The 20301-nt window shown below is 38.1% G+C and carries 20 protein-coding genes; 9 read left to right on the forward strand and 11 right to left on the reverse strand.

The genetic code is table 11. The annotated features are described in order from the left end of the window. Positions 1-237: 237 nt before the first annotated feature. The 4 genes from dnaK (at position 238) to G6R09_RS03395 (ending at position 5056) form a co-directional block, all read left to right on the forward strand. Positions 238-2145, forward strand: coding sequence for a molecular chaperone DnaK (gene dnaK / locus G6R09_RS03380; RefSeq protein ID WP_163920512.1), 1908 nt, complete (start codon positions 238-240; stop codon positions 2143-2145). 265 nt (positions 2146-2410) lie between these two features. Beyond that, positions 2411-3322, forward strand: coding sequence for a DnaJ C-terminal domain-containing protein (locus G6R09_RS03385; RefSeq protein WP_065166934.1), 912 nt, complete (start codon positions 2411-2413; stop codon positions 3320-3322). A 107-nt stretch (positions 3323-3429) separates the two neighbouring features. Continuing rightward, positions 3430-3882, forward strand: a complete 453-nt coding sequence (locus G6R09_RS03390; RefSeq protein WP_107204480.1) for a hypothetical protein — start codon at positions 3430-3432, stop codon at positions 3880-3882. A gap of 184 nt (positions 3883-4066) precedes the next feature. Continuing rightward, positions 4067-5056, forward strand: coding sequence for a hypothetical protein (locus G6R09_RS03395; protein ID WP_065166935.1), 990 nt, complete (start codon positions 4067-4069; stop codon positions 5054-5056). Positions 5057-5149: 93 nt separating this feature from the next. Here the strand turns inward: G6R09_RS03395 and hflX are convergent, their stop codons facing one another. The 6 genes from hflX to G6R09_RS03425 all read right to left on the reverse strand — a co-directional run bounded on the left by hflX (position 5150) and on the right by G6R09_RS03425 (position 11094). Then, positions 5150-6493, reverse strand: a complete 1344-nt coding sequence (gene hflX, locus G6R09_RS03400; protein ID WP_065176984.1) for a GTPase HflX — start codon at positions 6491-6493, stop codon at positions 5150-5152. Positions 6494-6617: 124 nt separating this feature from the next. Further along, a complete protein-coding gene (locus tag G6R09_RS03405; RefSeq protein WP_065166937.1) occupies positions 6618-7376 on the reverse strand; it encodes a TatD family hydrolase in 759 nt (252 codons plus the stop codon). A 171-nt stretch (positions 7377-7547) separates the two neighbouring features. After that, complete coding sequence (locus G6R09_RS03410) at positions 7548-8249, reverse strand: SH3 domain-containing protein (RefSeq protein WP_163920514.1); 702 nt, start codon at positions 8247-8249, stop codon at positions 7548-7550. A gap of 386 nt (positions 8250-8635) precedes the next feature. Beyond that, positions 8636-9562, reverse strand: coding sequence for a LysR family transcriptional regulator (locus tag G6R09_RS03415; protein WP_163920516.1), 927 nt, complete (start codon positions 9560-9562; stop codon positions 8636-8638). Between the two features lie 50 nt (positions 9563-9612). Next, complete coding sequence (locus tag G6R09_RS03420; protein ID WP_163920518.1) at positions 9613-10263, reverse strand: site-specific DNA-methyltransferase; 651 nt, start codon at positions 10261-10263, stop codon at positions 9613-9615. 129 nt (positions 10264-10392) lie between these two features. After that, positions 10393-11094: a DNA alkylation repair protein gene (locus G6R09_RS03425; RefSeq protein WP_065166940.1), complete on the reverse strand. Its 702-nt coding sequence runs from the start codon at positions 11092-11094 to the stop codon at positions 10393-10395. A gap of 295 nt (positions 11095-11389) precedes the next feature. Between G6R09_RS03425 and G6R09_RS03430 the strand changes: the two genes are divergently transcribed. Genes G6R09_RS03430 through G6R09_RS03440 form a run of 3 tightly spaced genes read left to right on the forward strand, consistent with a single transcriptional unit; the run spans position 11390 to position 14360 of the window. Next, positions 11390-12541, forward strand: a complete 1152-nt coding sequence (locus tag G6R09_RS03430) for an ABC transporter substrate-binding protein (protein ID WP_163920520.1) — start codon at positions 11390-11392, stop codon at positions 12539-12541. Next, positions 12541-13587, forward strand: coding sequence for an iron ABC transporter permease (locus G6R09_RS03435; RefSeq protein WP_163920522.1), 1047 nt, complete (start codon positions 12541-12543; stop codon positions 13585-13587). Before G6R09_RS03430 ends, G6R09_RS03435 begins: the two co-directional genes overlap by 1 nt. Further along, a complete protein-coding gene (locus tag G6R09_RS03440; RefSeq protein WP_163920524.1) occupies positions 13587-14360 on the forward strand; it encodes an ABC transporter ATP-binding protein in 774 nt (257 codons plus the stop codon). Before G6R09_RS03435 ends, G6R09_RS03440 begins: the two co-directional genes overlap by 1 nt. A 74-nt stretch (positions 14361-14434) precedes the next feature. Here the strand turns inward: G6R09_RS03440 and G6R09_RS03445 are convergent, their stop codons facing one another. From G6R09_RS03445 to arfB, 3 genes are all read right to left on the reverse strand, one after another. Next, positions 14435-15322: an aspartoacylase gene (locus G6R09_RS03445; protein WP_065176990.1), complete on the reverse strand. Its 888-nt coding sequence runs from the start codon at positions 15320-15322 to the stop codon at positions 14435-14437. A gap of 94 nt (positions 15323-15416) precedes the next feature. Next, a complete protein-coding gene (locus G6R09_RS03450; protein WP_163920525.1) occupies positions 15417-15860 on the reverse strand; it encodes a hypothetical protein in 444 nt (147 codons plus the stop codon). Between the two features lie 166 nt (positions 15861-16026). Then, a complete protein-coding gene (gene arfB / locus G6R09_RS03455; RefSeq protein WP_163920527.1) occupies positions 16027-16440 on the reverse strand; it encodes an alternative ribosome rescue aminoacyl-tRNA hydrolase ArfB in 414 nt (137 codons plus the stop codon). Between the two features lie 265 nt (positions 16441-16705). Here arfB and G6R09_RS03460 point away from each other — a divergent pair, with 265 nt between their 5' ends. Continuing rightward, on the forward strand, positions 16706-17062 hold the full coding sequence (locus G6R09_RS03460) for a DUF333 domain-containing protein (protein WP_065176993.1): 357 nt from the start codon (positions 16706-16708) through the stop codon (positions 17060-17062). 85 nt (positions 17063-17147) lie between these two features. On the opposite strand, the gene aphA is transcribed toward G6R09_RS03460, so the two are convergent. After that, entirely contained in the window at positions 17148-17867 is a 720-nt protein-coding gene (aphA, locus tag G6R09_RS03465) for an acid phosphatase AphA (protein WP_087844665.1), read from the reverse strand. A 287-nt stretch (positions 17868-18154) separates the two neighbouring features. Between aphA and G6R09_RS03470 the strand changes: the two genes are divergently transcribed. Next, positions 18155-18937 carry a thioredoxin domain-containing protein gene (locus G6R09_RS03470; RefSeq protein WP_065166948.1) on the forward strand — a complete coding sequence of 261 codons (783 nt, stop codon included), beginning with the start codon at positions 18155-18157 and terminating at the stop codon, positions 18935-18937. Between the two features lie 76 nt (positions 18938-19013). Here the strand turns inward: G6R09_RS03470 and ansB are convergent, their stop codons facing one another. Beyond that, the gene (gene ansB, locus G6R09_RS03475; protein WP_065166949.1) at positions 19014-20078 is read right to left on the reverse strand and encodes an L-asparaginase 2; all 1065 of its coding nucleotides are present in this window, start codon (positions 20076-20078) and stop codon (positions 19014-19016) included. Positions 20079-20301: the final 223 nt, after the last annotated feature.

Genomic DNA, 20301 nt, shown 5'->3' on the forward strand with positions numbered 1-20301 from the left:
TCCTCTAGTAATAACGTTGAGCTATTAGCTTCATCAATATCGCCACTATTTGGGCAATGACCTAATAGCTCCGTCACTATTCAACCCTATTATGGGTTATTTAAAAAATTTAGTTAGATTGATTCTTACTATTCCAAAGAATTACATGAACGATTTTCATGGTTCTTAACGGCACATTAATAACCCGCTGTTCGAATAAGAAAAACTAATCAATCTGGCACGCAAAGGATATTAAATATGAGTAAGATTATCGGTATTGACTTAGGTACAACTAACTCTTGTGTTGCTGTTTTAGACGGTGATACTGCACGTGTTATTGAAAATGCGGAAGGTGAGCGTACCACAGCATCAATTATTGCCTACACTGATGGTGAAACCTTAGTCGGACAGCCAGCAAAACGTCAGGCAGTGACTAACCCTGAAAATACCTTATTTGCAATTAAGCGTTTAATTGGTCGTCGTTTTGAAGATGACGAGATCCAACGCGATCTTGATATCATGCCTTACAAAATTGTAAAAGCAGATAATGGTGACGCATGGGTTGAAGCAAAAGGCCAAAAAATGGCAGCACCACAAGTTTCTGCTGAAATATTGAAGAAAATGAAAAAAACAGCAGAAGAATACTTAGGTGAAAAAGTTACTGGTGCCGTTATTACTGTACCTGCTTACTTTAATGATGCTCAACGTCAAGCAACAAAAGATGCCGGTCGTATTGCAGGTCTTGATGTTAAGCGTATTATCAACGAACCAACAGCTGCTGCATTGGCTTATGGTCTTGATAAAAAAGCTGGTGATAGCGTGATTGCGGTTTATGATTTAGGTGGTGGTACGTTTGATATTTCGATTATTGAAATTGATAACGTTGATGGCGAGCAAACCTTTGAAGTATTAGCAACCAATGGTGATACCCATCTTGGTGGTGAAGACTTTGATACTCGTCTAATTAACTACTTAGTAAATGAATTTAAGAAAGATCAAGGTATCGACCTTAAACATGATCCACTGGCAATGCAGCGTGTAAAAGAAGCGGCTGAGAAAGCGAAGATCGAATTATCATCAGCACAACAAACTGATGTCAATTTACCTTACGTTACAGCAGATGCAACAGGTCCTAAACACTTGAATGTTAAGATCACACGTGCAAAATTGGAATCACTGGTTGAAGACCTAGTACAAGGCACACTAGAGCCTGTAAAATTAGCTTTAAAAGATGCAAACTTGAACATAAGTGATATTACTGATGTTATCTTGGTTGGTGGTCAAACACGTATGCCGATGGTACAAAAAGTAGTGACCGATTTCTTTGGCAAAGAGCCACGTAAAGACGTTAACCCAGATGAAGCTGTTGCTATGGGTGCAGCTATCCAAGCGGGTGTTTTAGCGGGTGATGTTAAAGATGTGCTATTACTTGATGTAACACCGCTGTCATTTGGTATTGAAACCATGGGTGGCGTGATGACAACCTTGATTGATAAGAACACAACTATTCCAACAAAAGCGAATCAAGTGTTCTCGACTGCTGAAGATAACCAAAATGCAGTAACGATCCATGTTCTTCAAGGTGAGCGTAAACAAGCGACACATAATAAGTCATTAGGTCAGTTTAACCTTGAAGGTATTCAAGCTGCACCACGTGGTATGCCGCAAATTGATGTGACATTTGATTTAGATGCGGATGGTATTTTAAATGTATCAGCCACAGATAAAGCAACAGGTAAAGCACAAAAAATCACCATCCAAGCTTCAGGTGGTTTGACGGATGCTGAAATTGAAAAGATGGTTCAAGAAGCAGAAGCTAACAAAGACGCAGACAAACAGTTTGAAGAGTTAGTGATTGCCCGTAACCAAGCTGACCAATTAATTCACAGTACCCGTAAGCAAATAACTGAAGCAGGTGAAAGTTTCCCTGAAGCAGAAAAAGCTAATATTGAAGCAGCCATCACAGCACTTGAAGCGGTTAAATCTAGCGATGATAAAGCCGCGATAGATACTCAAACGCAAGCGTTAATGGCTGCGGCACAAAAAATAATGGAACATGCTCAGGCTCAAACCCAAGCAAATCCTCAAGGACAATCTGACGCTAACCAACAACAAACAGCGAAAGATGATGACGTTGTCGATGCTGAGTTTGAAGAAATGAAGTAAGACACTATTGTACTGTATCGATAACTGGCTATGCCGTAATCAACAGCACATAGTAAAAACTTCACAATAACAATGGGCGTAGAGATCTTAATCTCTCGCCCTTTTCGACGATCACAATAAGAGAGAATCCCATTAGGCTAACTATCTGTGCCTTTTTAAATCATTAACCATTTAAGTGTGGAGCTGTTTTTGGTTATTATAGGCTTAATTAGATGATTTAGAATGTTCCAGATAGTTGTCCCGATAGGGATAAGAGGTGTTACCAATGTCAAAACGCGATTTTTATGAAGTTCTTGGTGTCGCCAAAACTGCTTCTGAGAAAGAAATTAAGAAAGCTTATAAAAAGCTAGCAATGAAATTCCACCCGGATAAAAACCCAAATGATCCATCCGCTGCTGATAAATTCAAAGAAGTAAAGGCAGCCTATGAGATTTTAATGGATAAAGAAAAACGCACTGCTTACGACCAATTTGGTCATAATGCGTTTGAAAATCCAGGTATGGGCGGTGGTCAACGCGGAGGCCATCAAGGTTTTGGTCAGCAAGGTGGCTACAGCGATTTTGAAGACATGTTTGGCGGTGCTTTTGGTGACATGTTCTCTAATGCACGTGGTGGTCGTGGCGGTTTCGGTAGTCGTCACTCTACTCGCCCTCAAAAAGGTGAAGATCTTCAATACACCATGGAAATCGATCTTGAAGATGCTATCAGTGGCGCATCGCGAGTTATTGATTTACCCGTGTTTGAAGGCAGCACTCAAACCAATAAAAAACTTAATATCAAGATCCCTGCAGGTATCGAAGATGGCGGTCGTATTCGCTTAACAGGTAAAGGTCATCCGGGTATTAACGGCGGTAGTCAAGGTGATGTTTATATTCAAATGAATATCCTTCCACACCCTCGTTACACGCGCGAAGGCAATAACTTACTTTGTAAAGCAACCACTGATTTTGTTACCGCAGCATTGGGCGGAAAAGTGGAAGTGAATACCTTAGGCGGTGCTATTAGTTTGAAAATACCTGAAGGTACTCAAAACGGCCGTAAATTCCGCCTTAAAGGCAAAGGCGTTACTGATCGTAAAGGCAACACTGGTGATTTAATTGTTCAACTAGTCATTGAAACACCACTTAACCTTAGTGAGCGTCAGAAAGAATTGCTTAATGAGTTTGCAGCAGCTTAACCTACACTAAATTAAACGCATTCTATAATGAAGCCAATATCAACGAATGTTATCATTCCAAGATATTGGCTTTTTGCATTCAACTTAGATTAGCAGTAGGAACAACCATGCTGAAAAAAATCATGACTACCAGCTTGTTAGTGATTACAGGTATCAGCTTTACCACCTCTTGTGCATTTGCTGCAAATATCATGGATATCAACCGCGCAGTAGAAAACAGTCGCCATCTGCTTCCAGGGGAAACTTTCACTCTTGATGCACCTTGCCGCTTATTTACTGATTACAGTTACAAGATCTATCACTGCCAAGCCATGATCGCTCCACTTGCATTAATAAAAGATCAAACATTAGCAGCTACCAGTGAAAATGATAAGTTACTTAATCGTCAAATTGCTTTTGTTCGTAAAGAAGGTGGCTTTGCTATTTTTCGATTACTGCCCGTTTCGAGCCACCCCGTTGTTGAAGAAAATGATGGCGATAGTCGTTATACGCCACCAGCTGCGGCTAAAAAGCAATTGTCATTTTTAGGCTTTAAAGGTGGAGATAAAGAGCAAAAATGAGTTAATAATCGCTCATATTAACGAGATCAATCGCCTAATTATTGCCAATAAAATCACTTTTGTGTGATCCTATAAATAATTCACTAAAATTGGTGCGCCTTTAACCAAACTCGATTTAGAATACGCAGCAATCATCCTGTTGCGTTATTTCTAGACTAAATTGTGAGTCCAATTTTTACCCGCTATGATTGAACATAAAATTGAACAATGGGGCATTCGCCGCGTTGAAAAACACCTTAAGCGCCAACAACCACTGTTTACACACATATCAGATAAAAAGCTCTGTCAGCTTTGTGTTGGCTTATCATTCTTGATTGGTTTCACGACAACATTTGTTATTGTTGCATTTGAAATTTATCTTGAACTCTTAGGTGAGAATTGGTTAGCATGGGATAATCTGATTAAGCTTTTACTGCTCAATATTGTCTTTATTGGCTTAGAGTTACTGCTACTCTTTGAAATCGGTTTTATGACAACAGCATTGCTTATTAACCGAGCCAGTGCTGAAAATCACTTCTGTGACAAAATGAAAGCCTCATTAGTCCGCGCAGTGATGGAACTCTCTGAACCCATTGATAATATTCATGGTATTAAACCTTATAAAGAACTCAGTAAGTTTCGTTATATCAAAGTTGCTCTTTATTCAGGTAAAGATATTCTGAGTAATTTTTTAATCAAAGCAATCTTACAAAAATCAATGTCTCGCAGCAGCGTGCGGGTTTATATTCCATTAATTTCAACCTTAATTACCGGATTTTGGGATGCATGGGTCCAGCAAAAAGCCCTACGTGAAGTAAGATTACGGATTTCAGCGCGAATTTATGTACTGAACCAAATAGCACATCACCAACAAAAGCAGATCTCGATAACTTATCGCACTGCCCTATTACGTAGTATTGCCGTACGCCAAAGCTATAAGCAAGAATGTGATGTCAATTTAGAATTGTTTTATGACGAGATTTATAAGCAGGTGCCAATAACACTGACAGACATTGAATCACCGACGCTGTTATTACAAAGTTTAAGCCTGTTAAACCCAACCGAATATAATGATGTTATCGATATACTGACGACATTACTGTTCTTCCGTCAACGGTTAACAGCGAATGAGAAAAAGCTCTTGGTTCAATGCGGTATTATTGAGCAACAAAAGATCAATCCGTTATTAGCGTAGCGGTAGAACAACGCCACAGTTATTGACCCTGTTATTAAATACGCCGCAATCTATTAACCCAATCATTCGGTTATTGATTACGGCGCTTATTGATTAGTCGTTATTTTGCATTTGCTTTTTAAGGCGCGCTAAGTTGATTGGATTAGAGCGAACAGTGAAAGTAATATGCTCATATTCATATTCTTCCTTAGTCACACTCATACTTGAACGAATTTCGCCGATAATACCGTTAGCAGTATAAGGAACGATAATTTCATCCTCCACCATCTCGTCTTGCGCCACACTGACGATATATTGATGCAGTTTAGTAATATCAGCCGGATTACGGGTCGATGTCATGATCGCATCAGGAAACTCAGCCATTAATGCCTGTTGTTGCTCGAGACTCAATTGATCAGATTTATTTAGTACTAATTGTTTAGGTATATCATCCACGCCGACTTCATGTAGCACTTCATGAACCACATCAAGTTGCGAACGGAAAGAAGCATCAGAGGCATCAACCACATATAACAATAAAGAAGCATCATGCGCTTCTGCCAATGTTGAGTGGAACGACGCCACTAAGTCATGTGGCAGTTTCTTAATAAAACCAACCGTATCTGACACAAGAATACGTGGCTGAGTAATCGGCTGTAACGCACGCACAGTAGTATCTAGCGTCGCAAACAATTTATTTTCCACTAACACTTCACTGCCGGTTAAAGCGCGCATCATTGATGATTTACCCGCATTGGTATAACCGACTAACGCAACGCAGAAAAGTTCTGAACGTTGAGCACGACGACCTTTAAGTTCATTTTGAACACTAGCAAGTTCACGTCTTAACTCAGCGAGTTGGTCTCGTATTTTACGACGATCGAGCTCAAGAGTGGTTTCACCCGCACCTTTACCCATTTGACGCTCTTTATTGCCACTGGTTGATTCACGCAGGCGTGGCGCTAAATAATTAAGGCGGGCAATTTCAACTTGTAGCCGTGCTGTTCGAGTACGCGCATGACGACTAAATATTTCAATAATAATACCGGTACGATCAAAAACCTCAACACCGAGTTGATTTTCAACATTACGTAATTGTGATGGGCTTAAATCACAATCGAATACTACAACATCAGCACTACCAAAAGGTAAATCTTCAGACGGTAGTTCACTAAAAAGCATTTCATCGACAATGTCATCGTCATCATCGAAATCGTCTACTATGCCTTGATTGCCAGTCAGGTGGGCTATTTCTGCCATTTTACCGGAACCAAGCACATTCATGCGTTGGGTTGAACTGAGTTTTTGTGATTGGGTGCCAACAACTTTAAAACCAAGTGTGGTAACAAGACGGGCTAATTCAGCCAGTGACGCTTTTGCTTCATCACCTTTAAATTGCGGGGTTTGGATTGAAATAAGTAAAGCGCGATTTTGTGAGGCTTTTGCTGTTAATTGCATAATTTTCTATTCGTGCACCTAGGTGCACCCTATTTTTTATATTTGGTTCATCCTACGCTGTTATTCGTCCGCTTTATATAAAAATAGACTGCTGTTGAAACTATCAAGGTAACTGCATCGCTATTTACAGCGACTTTCTCAAATAACGGCAAGTATTAGCAGCTAATATGTTGCTTAACTGCTCAATCGATATTTGATGGTGCTTGGCTAGTGCTGCAACGACATTCACCACCATACTTGGATCTCCTTTTTCAGCGTTATATTTACATGGCGCATCAGATTCAACTAACAACATTGATAATGGTATGGTTTGCACAAATTGCCAATAATGATCATCGACAAAGATCCACGGACTCGCTGAAACAAAATGCCCACATTGCTGTAGTTGAGCTAATTGTATTTCAGAGCCTTCGTACCAATGAAATAACGCTCCTTCGATACCATATTGCTGCAATATTGGCAGTGCTAATTCGATATCATCTTCCACCACATGAAGATTGACGGGTAAATCATACTCAGCAGCTAGAGCAACAAACCGAGCCATTAATTGTGCGCCCTGCTGTTTTAACTGCTGCTTTTCGATCACCGTTTTGTCATCAAGATAAAAAAACGGGATACCAATTTCGCCAATACCACTGAGCAAATTATGATGCTGATGGATCAAGGCTATCACCGCTTCTATCATGGTTTCATCTGCGCTAACTTCCGGATGAACACCTAAAAATAATGCAATCGCATCAGGATATTGCTGCTTTAACTTCAGTAGCTGCTGTGCGCTCTCAAGTGTCATCGATACAGCACCAATGTTGTTACCTGCAGCAATAAAAGCGGCCAAGCTTTCAGGCGCGACAGACTCTAAGTGACAATGAATATCTGTGATCATTATTTATACCTACTAACCCAAACCAACAGCATACGCAATATGTACTCAAGCGACCATCATCACGATGACATAAACCAATAAATAATAAAAAACCCTCTATTAACGAGAATATTAATAGAGGGTTGGTCAGATTGTATTATCCACTAAAATTCACTGGATAATACAATGGCTTTATTTAGTCGTGGTTGCCGCCGCAGCTGCTGGCGTAGCAACTGTCGCTCCAGTATCTTTAGCAGGAGTTGCAACATGGGTATTTAATTTAACTTGTGTAGGTGATGTTATGCCTGCTTGCTTAAATTGTTGTTGCATCGCTAACATTTGCTGTTGTTGCTGTTGCATTAACTTCATCATGTTAGATTGCATAGTATTAAAATCACTTGGATTAGCTATGGTGTTCCAAGTGTTTGCAAACGCTTGATTCATTTCAAGTTGCTGTTTTTGCATCGCATCAAAAAATTTCTTATTCTCTTTTTGATTATGACTATTACCTTGGAATTGCACTATTTCATAATGAAATGGCCCCTGTGGCGTTTGTAGAACACCTTTGGTCACACTCTTTTCGCCATCTTTGGTTTTTACAGTATTCGTGGTTTGATCTGGTAATAGCTTAGTATTTGCCTTAGCTATCATTTGTCGATCAACACTTTGGATCCAACCAGTATTACCATTGGTTGCATCGCCTACTTTTTCCCAACCATTATTTTGGTAAATAGTCATTAATGGCACATCTGATTTTATTGTTTCCACAACTGTAGAAGTGACGCTTGGGTTTTCATAAACTTTGATCGTTTTGATACTAGAATCAGCCCACGCTGCTGTACTTAAACAGGTAATAGCAATGATACCTGAAATTGCCACCGCTAAACGTTTCATATAAACCTCTAATGTCTATTTATATAACTTAAAAGTAATTAAAAACTGAGTGTATAAATAGTGCAATCAATAGCTTTATATTAATCAATGAAAATGAATCCAAAATGAATATTTGTATTCCAATAGCCAACAAAATAAAACGAAAATGCAATATAACTATTTAAAAATATGCTGTTATAAAACCACATGTTTATTTTATTTCGATAACGTTATTATTTATTCATAAAAACAAATAAACGTTCTATCGCTAATATATAACGATAAAACTCATTTTTAATCTTGTTTAATAATAGAAACGATCTATTTGAATAAGATACGCCGTTAAATGTAATATTCTAGTAGCTTATGTTATTGAACATTGTCAATAATTTTTCATTTGTGAGGCTTTATTTTACTGTTTTCATGCCCTGAGTAATTAATTGACGTAGCCATTGATGACTCGGATCTAAATCAAAATGTTTATTCCACAATAAAAGGTAGCCACCAGGCTCTAACTCAATCGGTATAGGACGGCTAACAAGTTCGGTATTCTCGATCATTGCTAATGCCGATACTGAAGGGTAACACATCAATAAATCACTTTGCTCACACAGTTTTATCGCTGCATAGCAATCGGTCATATTAACGGCATTATCAAGTTTTTTATGTTCAAGCGCTAATATCTCATCCAATAGCCAACGTTTAAGACCACCAATACTGACTTGTAAGTGACGATATTTTAAAAAAACATCCAGATTCCAAGGTTCATTTAATGCAGGGTGTCCTTTACGCATTAAACATACCGGATAATCACGTGCTAACTCAATATAATTCAATGATGAGGGTACATGACGATAATGACTGGATGAACGCTCGTCCCACTCAAAAATACCAATCCCAAAATCAATTTCACAACGTAATAAACGCTGTAAGCTATCATCATTCCAAGTTTTACTGGTTAGGCCAATATCAGGCGCTTGCTGTAGCAGTTGTGGCATAAAACGCGGGTAAGTTAATGAATAAGCAGTTTCTACTAGATCAATATGAAACTGACGTTGACTCAGCGCTGGATCAAACGCTTCAGCCCGTGTCAGCTGATTAACCTGCTGTAAAATATCAGACACAGAATCCGATAATAACAATGCTTTAGGTGTTGGTCGCAAACCATAGGGTGTACGTTCAAACAAAGGATCGGCAAATGTTTGGCGTAATTTAGCTAATTGCTTACTAACAGCTGACTGACTCAAATGCAGTCGCGCCGCAGCTGCCGTCACACTTTGCTCTTCTAGCAATACATTCAATATGCGTAATAAATTTATATCAAAGTTTTTCATCCACTACTTTCCTATCAAACATTTAAATCTAGCCACAACCATCACCATGATTATATTCTGCTACGCAAATGTTGATGAGCAGCGTCTGAGATATCATTTCCCCATGCTTGACGTTGTAAGCGTTGCGCAGCAACTAAAGTTGAACCCGAGCCAAAAAAAGGATCAGCCACAATATCACCGGCAACAGAGCTTTGCTCAATTAACGTTTCAAGCAATGGTATCGGTTTCTCTGTGGGATAACCGCGATAGATACGTTTAAACTCAAGTACATCTGGAATAGATAAGTTTGATAATTTACGTTTGCCTTTTTCAAAGAAAAGAATGAATTCATAACGCGCACGATAATGATAACCCATACCGATGGCGACTTTGTCCCATACAATCGGTTTCCAAAATTTAAACCCAACCTGTTCAGCAATCGGTTTAATGTAAAACATGGTTTCTTGATCGCAAAACAGATAGAAATGGCTATTAGGTTTTAATACACGGTAAGCATGCTCTAATAATGCCTCAAATCGTTGATTAGGGAAGATATCAAACCATTGATTACTTGATGACTTACTGTTTTTTAGGCGAGTTGTAGTACCTATTTTTCGATGCTTTTCTAACGATTCATATGGAGGATCAGTGATCAGAAGATCAATACTGTTATCCGCTAATGAAGACAGCCATTCGACTGCGTCTTGTTGATGTAATTGCATTGAAAAACCCACACTAAACAATAGAAAATAATAACGCCTCCATACCATTGATGAGGCGTTAATTTGGTTACGTGTTTTAGCAAAAAAAGCACAATATAGATAGCAACACGCCTTTAAACAGCTGTAATTTTAATTAACTGTGCTATTTACCATCATTGTGAGTTTTCTTGCTTCACGTCGACACAACGGCGTTAATAGCGCGACATTATTTTTAATAAAACTATCAACAAAATCAAAATCAATTTGGCTGTAGGCATTTAATACTTGTCCCATCGCTTGTTGAACTAACATCGACTTATCAGCAGCAAGATATAAAATAGTTTCACTTAATAAGGTTACATTGGTTTGTTGCTGATGATGTAAATGTGCTAGCAATGATGCTCGTTTCAGCCATACGTTATCTGACTCTCGCCATTGAATAAGGTAATGTTCTAAATCTCGATGTTGTAGTATCACCTTACCTATCAAGTTACTCGCAAGGCGATCTAAAATATCGACATTATCAGCCGTATCTAACATTTCAAGATAAATATCAAAAGATGCTAATGTTTGATAATCGGTATAATATTCACCTGCATCTAAAGCTAAATAACGCTCTTCTCGATAAATACCCGACCATAACCATAATAATAACCGCTGATAGTCCTCAACGTTATTTATTGTGGTATGTGCTTGCGCGAGTTTGAATATTTTATGGCGTTTTTCCGGACTAACGCCATAGAAAGGCTGTCGAATATTCAAATCATACTGCATTTTTTTGGCAACAAGTGTGCTGCCAGCTGCGACTAGGTGCTGCTGCATAAGAATAACCATTGGTATAACTAATGACATAGTCTTTCCTCTTTGTTACTTCTCATTACTGCCGAGCATTAATGCTAGTAATGGTAATAACTTTTTTATAATCAATATTGTTGTATTTTTTAGCTTATAAAAATAAGTTCCTCGACTTTTTCATATTGCGACCTAAATCTCAAATCATTTATCACGGTTTCAAGCAATTCACAGTGATAATACGAACGATAACTATATGCATTTATATTTGAATTGTAAGTTTGCATTTATTGCAGTTCAAAATAATAACCATTCTCATTAGTATTCGTGAAAATTATTCTTTACAGGTATCGTTGTGAAAATTAAGCTAAAAATCCTTACAATTTGTGCAGCTACTCTTTGTCCACTGACCTCTTTTGCTGCTACCTACCCTGTTACAGTGACTGACGTAGCTGGACGTACTATTACCTTTGACCACCAGCCACAAAATATTGCGCTATCAACCAGTCGTATTTTTCCATTACTTGAAATCATCTATCAACAAGACGCTGCTAAGCATCTTGTCGCTGCACGTGATGATATGCAATTTTCCGCACCAAGCATGTACGCTAACTATGTAAAACACTATCCGTCACTACAACACGTACCAAAAATTGGCCTCATAAAGTCAGGGGAATTTGATGCAGAACGATTCATTAATTTAAAGCCTAAACCAGATTTATTTATCGTTGATTTATCTAATATTAAATTAGCTCAAGATAACGGTTTATTAAAAAAATTAGCGGCGGCAGGCATTAAAGTGATTGCAGTTGATTTTCGAGAAAACCCTATCAAGAATACGGTAAAATCGGTAGAAACAGTGGCGAAAGCTGTTGGCCGAGACGCACAAGGACAAGCATTCGCGCACTACTATCTCGATCACGTTACTGCACTCGAACAAACCATTGCTCAGCACTCGAACCTAACCCCTAAACGGGTATTTATTGAACGTGCAGCAGGTTACAGTGATTCTTGTTGTCGTACCTTTGCTGGCGGTAATATGGGGGCTTACGTCCCATTCTTAAAAGCGATTAATATTGCCGATAAACCACTTAAAGGAGCGATCACAGGTCAGATGTCACCAGAAACTGTGATTACCGCTCGTCCTGATGTATACATAATGCAGACCACAGGTTGGATTAACGATAAAGGCCTGCCCACTCATGGCATTCCATTAGGTTATAACCCAAATCCTGCTGCGATAAAAACAGCCACTAAAGCATTAATGGATCGTGATTGGTTACAAGCTGTCAGTGCTTATCAAACTAAAAATGTCTATTCGATTTATATGCCATTTTATAATTCACCTTATAACTTAGTCGCGATGGAATATTTTGCGAAATGGATCCATCCAAACGTATTTAAAAACTTACACCCACAACACACTTTTGAAGAAATGAATAAGCAATTTGGGCATCGTACTGTCAGTGGCGACTTTGGCCAGAATAACTTTAAGGCAATGCAATAATGAGCGCATTGTTACTTGAGTTAAACACCCACAATACTCGTAATCGCAACAAGAAAGTGGCGCTGGCTATTTTCTTAGTGCTGAGTATTGTGTGTGTCATTGCTGATATTTTTATTGGTTCACAAGGACTGACTTTTACTCAAGTTATTCACGCCCTGATTCATCCTCAAACCAGTGATATTGCCAGCAAAATTATTGTGTGGAATATTCGAATGCCAATGGCACTAATGGCACCCTTAATCGGGGCCGCCTTAGCGTTAGCAGGCGCACAAATGCAAACCACATTAAATAACCCTTTAGCTGATCCCTATACCTTTGGAGTCTCGGCTGCGGCTGGATTTGGCGCATCATTGGTGATCACTAATGCCATCGCGATCCCCTTCGTGCCAGCCCAATATCAAATCGCATTGATGGCATTTATTATGTGTTTATTAACCACATTTTTAATTGCTGCTGTTTCATCAGTAAAACGAATTTCTATTGAAGGGGTAATGCTGTTTGGTATTGCGGTGATGTTTGCTTACGACAGCTTACTGACCATGATGCAATATGTTGCCAGCGAAACTCAATTACAAACATTAGTATTCTGGCAAATGGGATCTCTTGATCGCGGCAGTTGGGCAAAAATTACTGTGCTTGCAATTGTGTTACCGCTTGTGCTGTTGATTATGATGAAAGATGCTTGGCAATTATCAACCCTCAAAATTGGTCACGAACGTGCTCAAGCAATGGGAGTAAACGTTAAGCGGCTGCGTATCAAAACCCTATTATTAGTCTCTGTTATCACCTCTCTCGCGGTTTCATTTGTAGGCGCCGTTGGTTTTGTCGGATTAGTTGCACCACATATTGCCCGTATGGTGTTAGGCGAAGATCAACGTTATTTCCTGCCTGCATCTTGTCTTGTCGGTGCTGTGCTACTTGAACTCGCCTCTATCGCCAGTAAAAGCATTATGCCAGGTATTATTTTGCCGTTAACGGTAGTGATGTCGATCATTGGTATTCCCTTCTTTGTCTATTTGATCATTAAAAAAGGTGGGCGTTTCTAATGGCTCTTACAATTAATGATATTTCAGTCACATTTGGTGATAAAACAATCTTAGATAACCTATCACTGCCTGTTATCACAGCGGGAGAAATGGTGGCGATTATTGGTAAAAATGGCGCAGGAAAATCAACCTTACTGCGACATATTACTCAGAATTTACGTCAGCATTCACAGCAAATTTTATTACACGGCAAGCCATTAACTTTAGATAACATAGGCTATTTACCGCAAGATCACCGTATTTCCGCCACCATCACAGTAGTTGAATTATTAATTACCACGCTAAATATGGGATCACACTCTTTATTTGCCAAAGCAAACAGTGCTGAGAAAAGCTTACTATTATTACAACAAATGGGCATTTTACATTTAGCCAATAAGATGTGTACTGAACTCTCTGGCGGTGAAAGCCAAATGGTAGGACTTGCACAAGCGGTAGTTAATCAACCTAAAGTGCTTATTCTTGATGAACCAACATCAGCACTTGATATGCATAACCAAATGAAGTTACTTGATTTTGTGAAACTATACGCTCAACAAAACCAAGCTTGTGTATTGATGGTTATCCATGATCTTAATTTAGCCATTCAATATTCAACCAAAGTTGCTGCATTGCATCAAGGTCAGCTTTTTGCTTATGGCAACCCGATTACAACCATTACTCCTTCGCTCATTACTTCAGTATTTGATGTTGATTCACATGTGGCAATTATTGATGAGCGTCCGATTGTGGTGGTGAGATCATCTGCTAACACAGCGCCTATGAGCGCTTAATTTTTAACACTTATATAAAAACCTCTATTGGTATCAACCAGATAGAGGTTTTTCATCTCAATTAACAGTTATAATTAATCGAGTGTCGAGATCTGCACTTTCTTTGCTAAAGACATCGCTAAATTATTATCGTAATACGCCGCTTCATTGATAAAGTGTGGAAAGGCTTCATAATCCCCTTTCCAAAAAATCTCACTACCATCAAACAAGGTAAAGATTGGATCGCCACTGTGCAGCGGTTCAAAGTCATTATCTTGCACAGAACGATGCACCATGCCGATACGTTGACCTTGTTCATCTAACGGTAATGATAGCGTTTCATGATAACGGAAAGCTTCATAGCTTGGAATTAACGGTAATAGCTCATCGGTATTATATAAATGCACAAAATCTAGAATATGCTGGGTCATTTCATTCATCCAATCAAGCACATCTTGACGGATCACTGACTGAGGTTGAGGTCCAATTTCAACAATCACCCCTTGAGGTGCGATTGAACTTAAGAAATGATGTTGCTCAACAGAAGTATGATCCTCTAGTACAATCACCGCATTAGGCATGTGCATTTTTACATACGCGCCTAATTGGCGATTAAAGCGATCTGATTGCAATAAAATTAACGATGGCCCCATATTACTGGTGGTATTGTGCAAATCGATAATAAAATCAACTTTAGCATCCCCTTTAGGGCCAATTTGTTGATTAATTGCTTTGGCTCGACTTTGTTCGTAGCTTGCTAGCTCATTATTGGCTAAGTCAGCCAAACTAAATTGACGGTTTAAATCATGATCAACATAACGCTTATTATCATTATGGGCTTTAGGGTTTGCAAATACCGTTTCAACGCTAAAACTATCACGTGCTAATGCTGCTGATTGCTGCCATTTACGTAATAAGTAAATGCCACTAAATTCATTACCGTGAGTACCGCCAACCACTGCTACTGTTTTTATTTTACTCATCCGTGTGTCCTAATAATCAGTCATTCATTTTAGTGTACTGAATTTAATCGCTATTGGAAGTGTATTTATCAGACAAAAAAGCTATTAGATATCCCTAAATTGGCCGAGTTTGCGCCAATTTCAAATAGGAATGCAGTTCATCATTTTTATATTCTATAGCGGAATGAATATTGACATAGCGGTTAGCATATACAGCACAGCGATAACGGTTATCTCCTTTAATTATTTCAATTTCAATAACCCCATCAACTAACTGCCAATGTCCTTGAGTATGCATACGATTAAACAAGGTATATTCATCTAAAGAGCCATCAGCATGTAACCGCAATTCGGTGATATAGCCCGCACTACAGGTTTTGATCCAATACTGCTCACATATTTCATCACGTTGAAAATTACGTTTAGTCTCAAGCCATTGATTCATCACTTGCTGTAATTCAATACCTAATGGCGGCAGTTGATAAACATCCAATAAGCGTACACGTTCTGTTTCTCGATAAAACAATTGTAATAGTTGTAGCGTCTTTTTTTCAAACATCCTTGTTCACCAACTGATTAGCAAATGTCGCGGTTAGCCGCGGTACAATATTGTCAGATATTAATAGATAGTCACAGCAGCGACTAACAACTAAGGTGATTATGCAGCCAATATCACAAAAATATTTTATTACGCTAATAGTGGTGATTGCGGCACTTATTTACAGCTACATTTGGACTTTTCCACGCAGTTGTTTGGTTTTACCGCGTTGATTTTTTTTATCCATTCGGCGTACTTGAGAACCTTTGGTGGGCTTCGTTGCTCGACGCGCTTTTTGAATCACCATCGCATTTTGAATCAATTCTTTTAATCGAGACAGTGCTTCTTCACGGTTCATTTCTTGAGTTCGATGTTGCTGACTCTTAAGCACAATAACACCGTCTTTCGTTATACGACTATCAGATAGCTTCAGTAAACGTTCTTTATAAAAATCAGGCAGTGATGAACGATTTATATCAAACCGTAGGTGGATAGCACTTGATACTTTATTAACATTTTGCCCACCCGCACCTTGAGCTCGAATTGCGGTTAATTCAATCTCCCAATCACCTAAGCTGACTGAATTAGAAATCACTAGCATCGATATTTACCCCTTCAACGCTGTATTTATATTAATCTTATATTACCACATAGATTGCTCAAATCAGTCCAATCTACAAGTAAACACTCACTTGTATTCTCTCGTTATTAATTTCTTTCTGTTGATACACGACTGATTCCATTAATAAATAATCACATTCCATTAATATCATTTACAAAGCTTGCATTTTACTGACATTTGAACAGTGTTTTTAATTATGATCAGTCCATTGCTAGTGATTCACAAACAACATCAAGGTTATTTCATGAAAAAATTATTATTCTTAGTATCGCTAATCGTTTCCAGTTCTGCTTTTGCAATGCCTCACGGTAACCCAGCATCTATTTATTGCGTTAACCATGGCGGTAAATCAGTGCTTGTTGATGGTCAAGGTTATTGCCGTTTACCTAGCGGAAAGATGTGCGATGAATGGGCGTTTCAGAAGGGTCAGTGTTCATCATCAAAACCAAAACAAGAGAAATGGATCAAATACTGCGTAAAGCATAAAGGCACAGCAATTGGCTCTAATTGTCACTTTAATAAGCAAGGCACAAGCTGTGATTTAAAGAAATTTTATAATGGTACTTGTAAGAAAAAACCCAAACACCCAAAGGTATATTAATTAATATGATATATAAAAAATGCTCAACCTATTATTCATAGATTGAGCATTTTTATATTCACTAAACTACATTTAAAAACTGTAATTAATACTGAGAATTTACAACAACCTCTTCGCCATAAATTCCATTTTTAGCAATTGGACGGTTAGTTGAGTTTGCGGCACGCATTACACGAATACCAACAGCACCAGCAGCACGTGCTGCGGTAATATCACCATCTGAGTCACCATAATACACTTTAATGTTATCTGCTTTTATATATGGCGTTTTAGTATTGGTTGTTTTACTTGAACCTGCAAAAATAACTTTGTGCATATTTTTAATGCCAAAGACATCTTTTAAATATTGGGTTGTAATTTCACATTTAGATGGATCGCGACCAGTAATAAAGTAAATATCATCGCCACGTTTTTGGTGCATCGCGATCAATTCTCTACCTATTTTCTTAGGAATACTGAACTTATCCCAATCACAATTCATTTTATCCCAGAATTTCTGATTTTTTAAATAGCTAAAACTGTTTGGAGAGAAAACTTGTTTACCGCGATAGAAACCAGGAGAACTAAATAATACTGTATCATCAATATCAAAACCAACAGCCATTGGTGGTTTACCCTTAAGCTGCTGAGCAATTTGATCAACAGTAACCCAGTGAACACTCTTAGGTTGACCCATTTGAGTTAACTGAATAGTACTGTAACCTGTTTCTGTTGCTGGTACTTTTGGCTCTGCCATTGCAGAACTAGAAACAAGACTTAAAGCCAATAAAGAGGAAAGCGTAATCGCAGTAAATGTCTTTTTCATTTTAGAATAAATCATCAAAAAAATTGAATTAATAATTTAACTATTCATCACTTCAGATAAAGTGACAATTATCACATTGAACCATTATTTTATTTGGAATATAAGATCCACAAAAAGTAAACGCAAAATAATACACCCTCGTTACATTTATAATTTATATGTTTATAAAACAATAATCATACGCGTTATTATAATTATTAAGAACTAACATTTTACTGAAACAGATTGAACTAATTTATTCTATTATTACTCTAACCCAATAAATATTTATAGTGATTGATAATAAAATGAAAAAATTGCTTCTACCTATTATGCTAGGTGCATTACTTACCGGCTGTAATGAAACAACAACAGTTAATAACAATGGCGAGTTTACGGCTCAACAAAAAGCACAAATTGAACAAATTGCCAGCCAATATATTATTAGCCATCCTGAAGTATTAGTAAAAGCTTCACAAACATTGCAACAACAGCAAATGCAAGCACAACAAAATGATGCTAAACAAGCTGTTATTGCCAATGCTGATCAGCTTCTAAAAGATAAAACAACACCTTTTATCGGTCCTAAAGATGCAAAAGTCAATGTGATCGAGTTCTTTGATTACCAATGCATGTACTGTTCTAAAATTGCTGATACCGTCAAACAATTAGAAGCTAAAAACCCAGAGGTGAAATTCATCTTTAAAGAAACACCTATTTTCGCATCGCGTTGGGAAGCTTCAAAATATGCCGCTGATATGGGTAATTGGATCTACCAGCAAAAAGGTGGGGCTACTTATGCCAAATACCACAATGCAGTATTTGCAACAGGTAAAGATGAAGGTAAGTTAACCAAACAAGATATCAACACTATCGCCACCAGCGTTGGGGTTGATGTCTCTAAATTTAATGCTAACAATACCTTTATGAATAACTTTGAGTTATTTAGCAAGCTCGGCTTTCAAGGTACACCAGCACTGATTGTTATGCCAAGCAACAACATCACCGCAGATAATATCCATATTATTAATGGCTACAACCCTGATGCGTTAGCTAAAGCAATTAAAGACGTAGAAGCAAGCACTAAATAATAGTGGCTTCACATTACGCATAAAACACAACAAGACATATATCTGTCTTGTTGTGTTTTTTTGCTTATTAATACATTTAGTAATACTTAAACATCTGCTGTACTTCTTGATAATTTTTGGTTTGAGTTAGCGACAGCATTAATAAAACCCGTGCTTTTTGTGGATTAAGTGTACCTGCTGCAACAAAACCATATTTTGCATCATCAACTTCGGCAGCTAACGTCGTTGATCCTGTTGGCACTCGAGAACTACGCACAACCAAAGTGCCGTTTTTACTTGCCTTTGCTAATTCATCAAAAATAGCGTTATACATATTCCCGTTACCGACTCCGGCACTAACTATTCCATCAAATTTTGCGTTAACTAACGCTGTCACCGGTAATGGCGATGCATTGGAATAATTATAAACAATCCCCACTTTAGGTAGACTGGTTAATTTGGATACATCAAAATGCGTTGCTGTTGTATGATGACGCTCTGGCGCACGTTGGTAGGTAACATCGTTATTGTGAATATAGCCTAGCGGTCCAAAGTTTGGCGATTGGAAAGTATCAACGGCTGTAGTATTGGTTTTGGTAACATCTCGTGCATCTAATACTGTATCGTTCATTGCTAACAATACACCACGCCCTTTTGAGTCTTCATCAACAGCAGTAATAACAGCATTATATAAATTAGCAGGACCATCAGCACTGACGGCTGTAGATGGACGCATAGATCCAACGAGCACCACAGGTTTGTCACTTTTAATGGTCAGATCAAGGAAATAAGCCGTTTCCTCCATGGTATCAGTACCATGTGTTACCACAACACCATCAACATCATCTTGTGCAAGTAACTGATTAATACGCTTAGATAACTTCAACCACACTTGATCATTCATATCTTGAGAGCCAATATTAACTACTTGCTCACCAGTTATATCTGCAATTTTAGTCATTGCAGGTACTGCTTTAATTAATGAATCAACTCCAACCTGACCTGACGTATAAGCAGATTCTGTTGCTGACTGACCCGCACCAGCGATTGTTCCGCCTGTGGCTAATATTTTAATATTAGGTAAGTCATCAGCTGCAATAGCCAACGAACTTGCACATAAACCTGCAATTAGCATTGCCACACCAATAGGATTTTTATTCATCACTCACACCATAAGTTAGATTGTTAATATTTATTTATGGTGTAAATAATATTATTAATAGGATATTTTTTTGCGCTAAATGTCACTGTTTATGCACACACCTAGTGACCACAATCACACAAGAGTAACTGCGCCCACAAAAGCCAACAAAAGATAAACACTTATATAACAAAAGCTTATTCCTATTTTATATATAAGATCGCGCATTACTATGACTAATGAA

Source organism: Photobacterium sp. Alg240-V54, assembly GCF_900537155.1.
Classification (GTDB): Bacteria; Pseudomonadota; Gammaproteobacteria; order Enterobacterales; family Vibrionaceae; genus Photobacterium.

Excerpts from the sequence above, each read along its gene's own strand:
- G6R09_RS03390 (WP_107204480.1), top strand. The coding sequence starts at position 3,430 with ATGCTGAAAAAAATCATGACTACCAGCTTGTTAGTGATTACAGGTATC.
- G6R09_RS03470 (WP_065166948.1), top strand. The coding sequence starts at position 18,155 with ATGAAAAAATTGCTTCTACCTATTATGCTAGGTGCATTACTTACCGGC.
- aphA (WP_087844665.1), bottom strand. The coding sequence starts at position 17,867 with ATGAAAAAGACATTTACTGCGATTACGCTTTCCTCTTTATTGGCTTTA.
- G6R09_RS03415 (WP_163920516.1), bottom strand. The coding sequence starts at position 9,562 with ATGAAAAACTTTGATATAAATTTATTACGCATATTGAATGTATTGCTA.
- G6R09_RS03425 (WP_065166940.1), bottom strand. The coding sequence starts at position 11,094 with ATGTCATTAGTTATACCAATGGTTATTCTTATGCAGCAGCACCTAGTC.
- G6R09_RS03405 (WP_065166937.1), bottom strand. The coding sequence starts at position 7,376 with ATGATCACAGATATTCATTGTCACTTAGAGTCTGTCGCGCCTGAAAGC.
- G6R09_RS03385 (WP_065166934.1), top strand. The coding sequence starts at position 2,411 with ATGTCAAAACGCGATTTTTATGAAGTTCTTGGTGTCGCCAAAACTGCT.
- G6R09_RS03440 (WP_163920524.1), top strand. The coding sequence starts at position 13,587 with ATGGCTCTTACAATTAATGATATTTCAGTCACATTTGGTGATAAAACA.
- dnaK (WP_163920512.1), top strand. The coding sequence starts at position 238 with ATGAGTAAGATTATCGGTATTGACTTAGGTACAACTAACTCTTGTGTT.
- G6R09_RS03435 (WP_163920522.1), top strand. The coding sequence starts at position 12,541 with ATGAGCGCATTGTTACTTGAGTTAAACACCCACAATACTCGTAATCGC.
- ansB (WP_065166949.1), bottom strand. The coding sequence starts at position 20,078 with ATGAATAAAAATCCTATTGGTGTGGCAATGCTAATTGCAGGTTTATGT.
- G6R09_RS03450 (WP_163920525.1), bottom strand. The coding sequence starts at position 15,860 with ATGTTTGAAAAAAAGACGCTACAACTATTACAATTGTTTTATCGAGAA.
- G6R09_RS03410 (WP_163920514.1), bottom strand. The coding sequence starts at position 8,249 with ATGAAACGTTTAGCGGTGGCAATTTCAGGTATCATTGCTATTACCTGT.
- G6R09_RS03395 (WP_065166935.1), top strand. The coding sequence starts at position 4,067 with ATGATTGAACATAAAATTGAACAATGGGGCATTCGCCGCGTTGAAAAA.
- G6R09_RS03445 (WP_065176990.1), bottom strand. The coding sequence starts at position 15,322 with ATGAGTAAAATAAAAACAGTAGCAGTGGTTGGCGGTACTCACGGTAAT.
- G6R09_RS03460 (WP_065176993.1), top strand. The coding sequence starts at position 16,706 with ATGAAAAAATTATTATTCTTAGTATCGCTAATCGTTTCCAGTTCTGCT.
- G6R09_RS03420 (WP_163920518.1), bottom strand. The coding sequence starts at position 10,263 with ATGCAATTACATCAACAAGACGCAGTCGAATGGCTGTCTTCATTAGCG.
- arfB (WP_163920527.1), bottom strand. The coding sequence starts at position 16,440 with ATGCTAGTGATTTCTAATTCAGTCAGCTTAGGTGATTGGGAGATTGAA.
- hflX (WP_065176984.1), bottom strand. The coding sequence starts at position 6,493 with ATGCAATTAACAGCAAAAGCCTCACAAAATCGCGCTTTACTTATTTCA.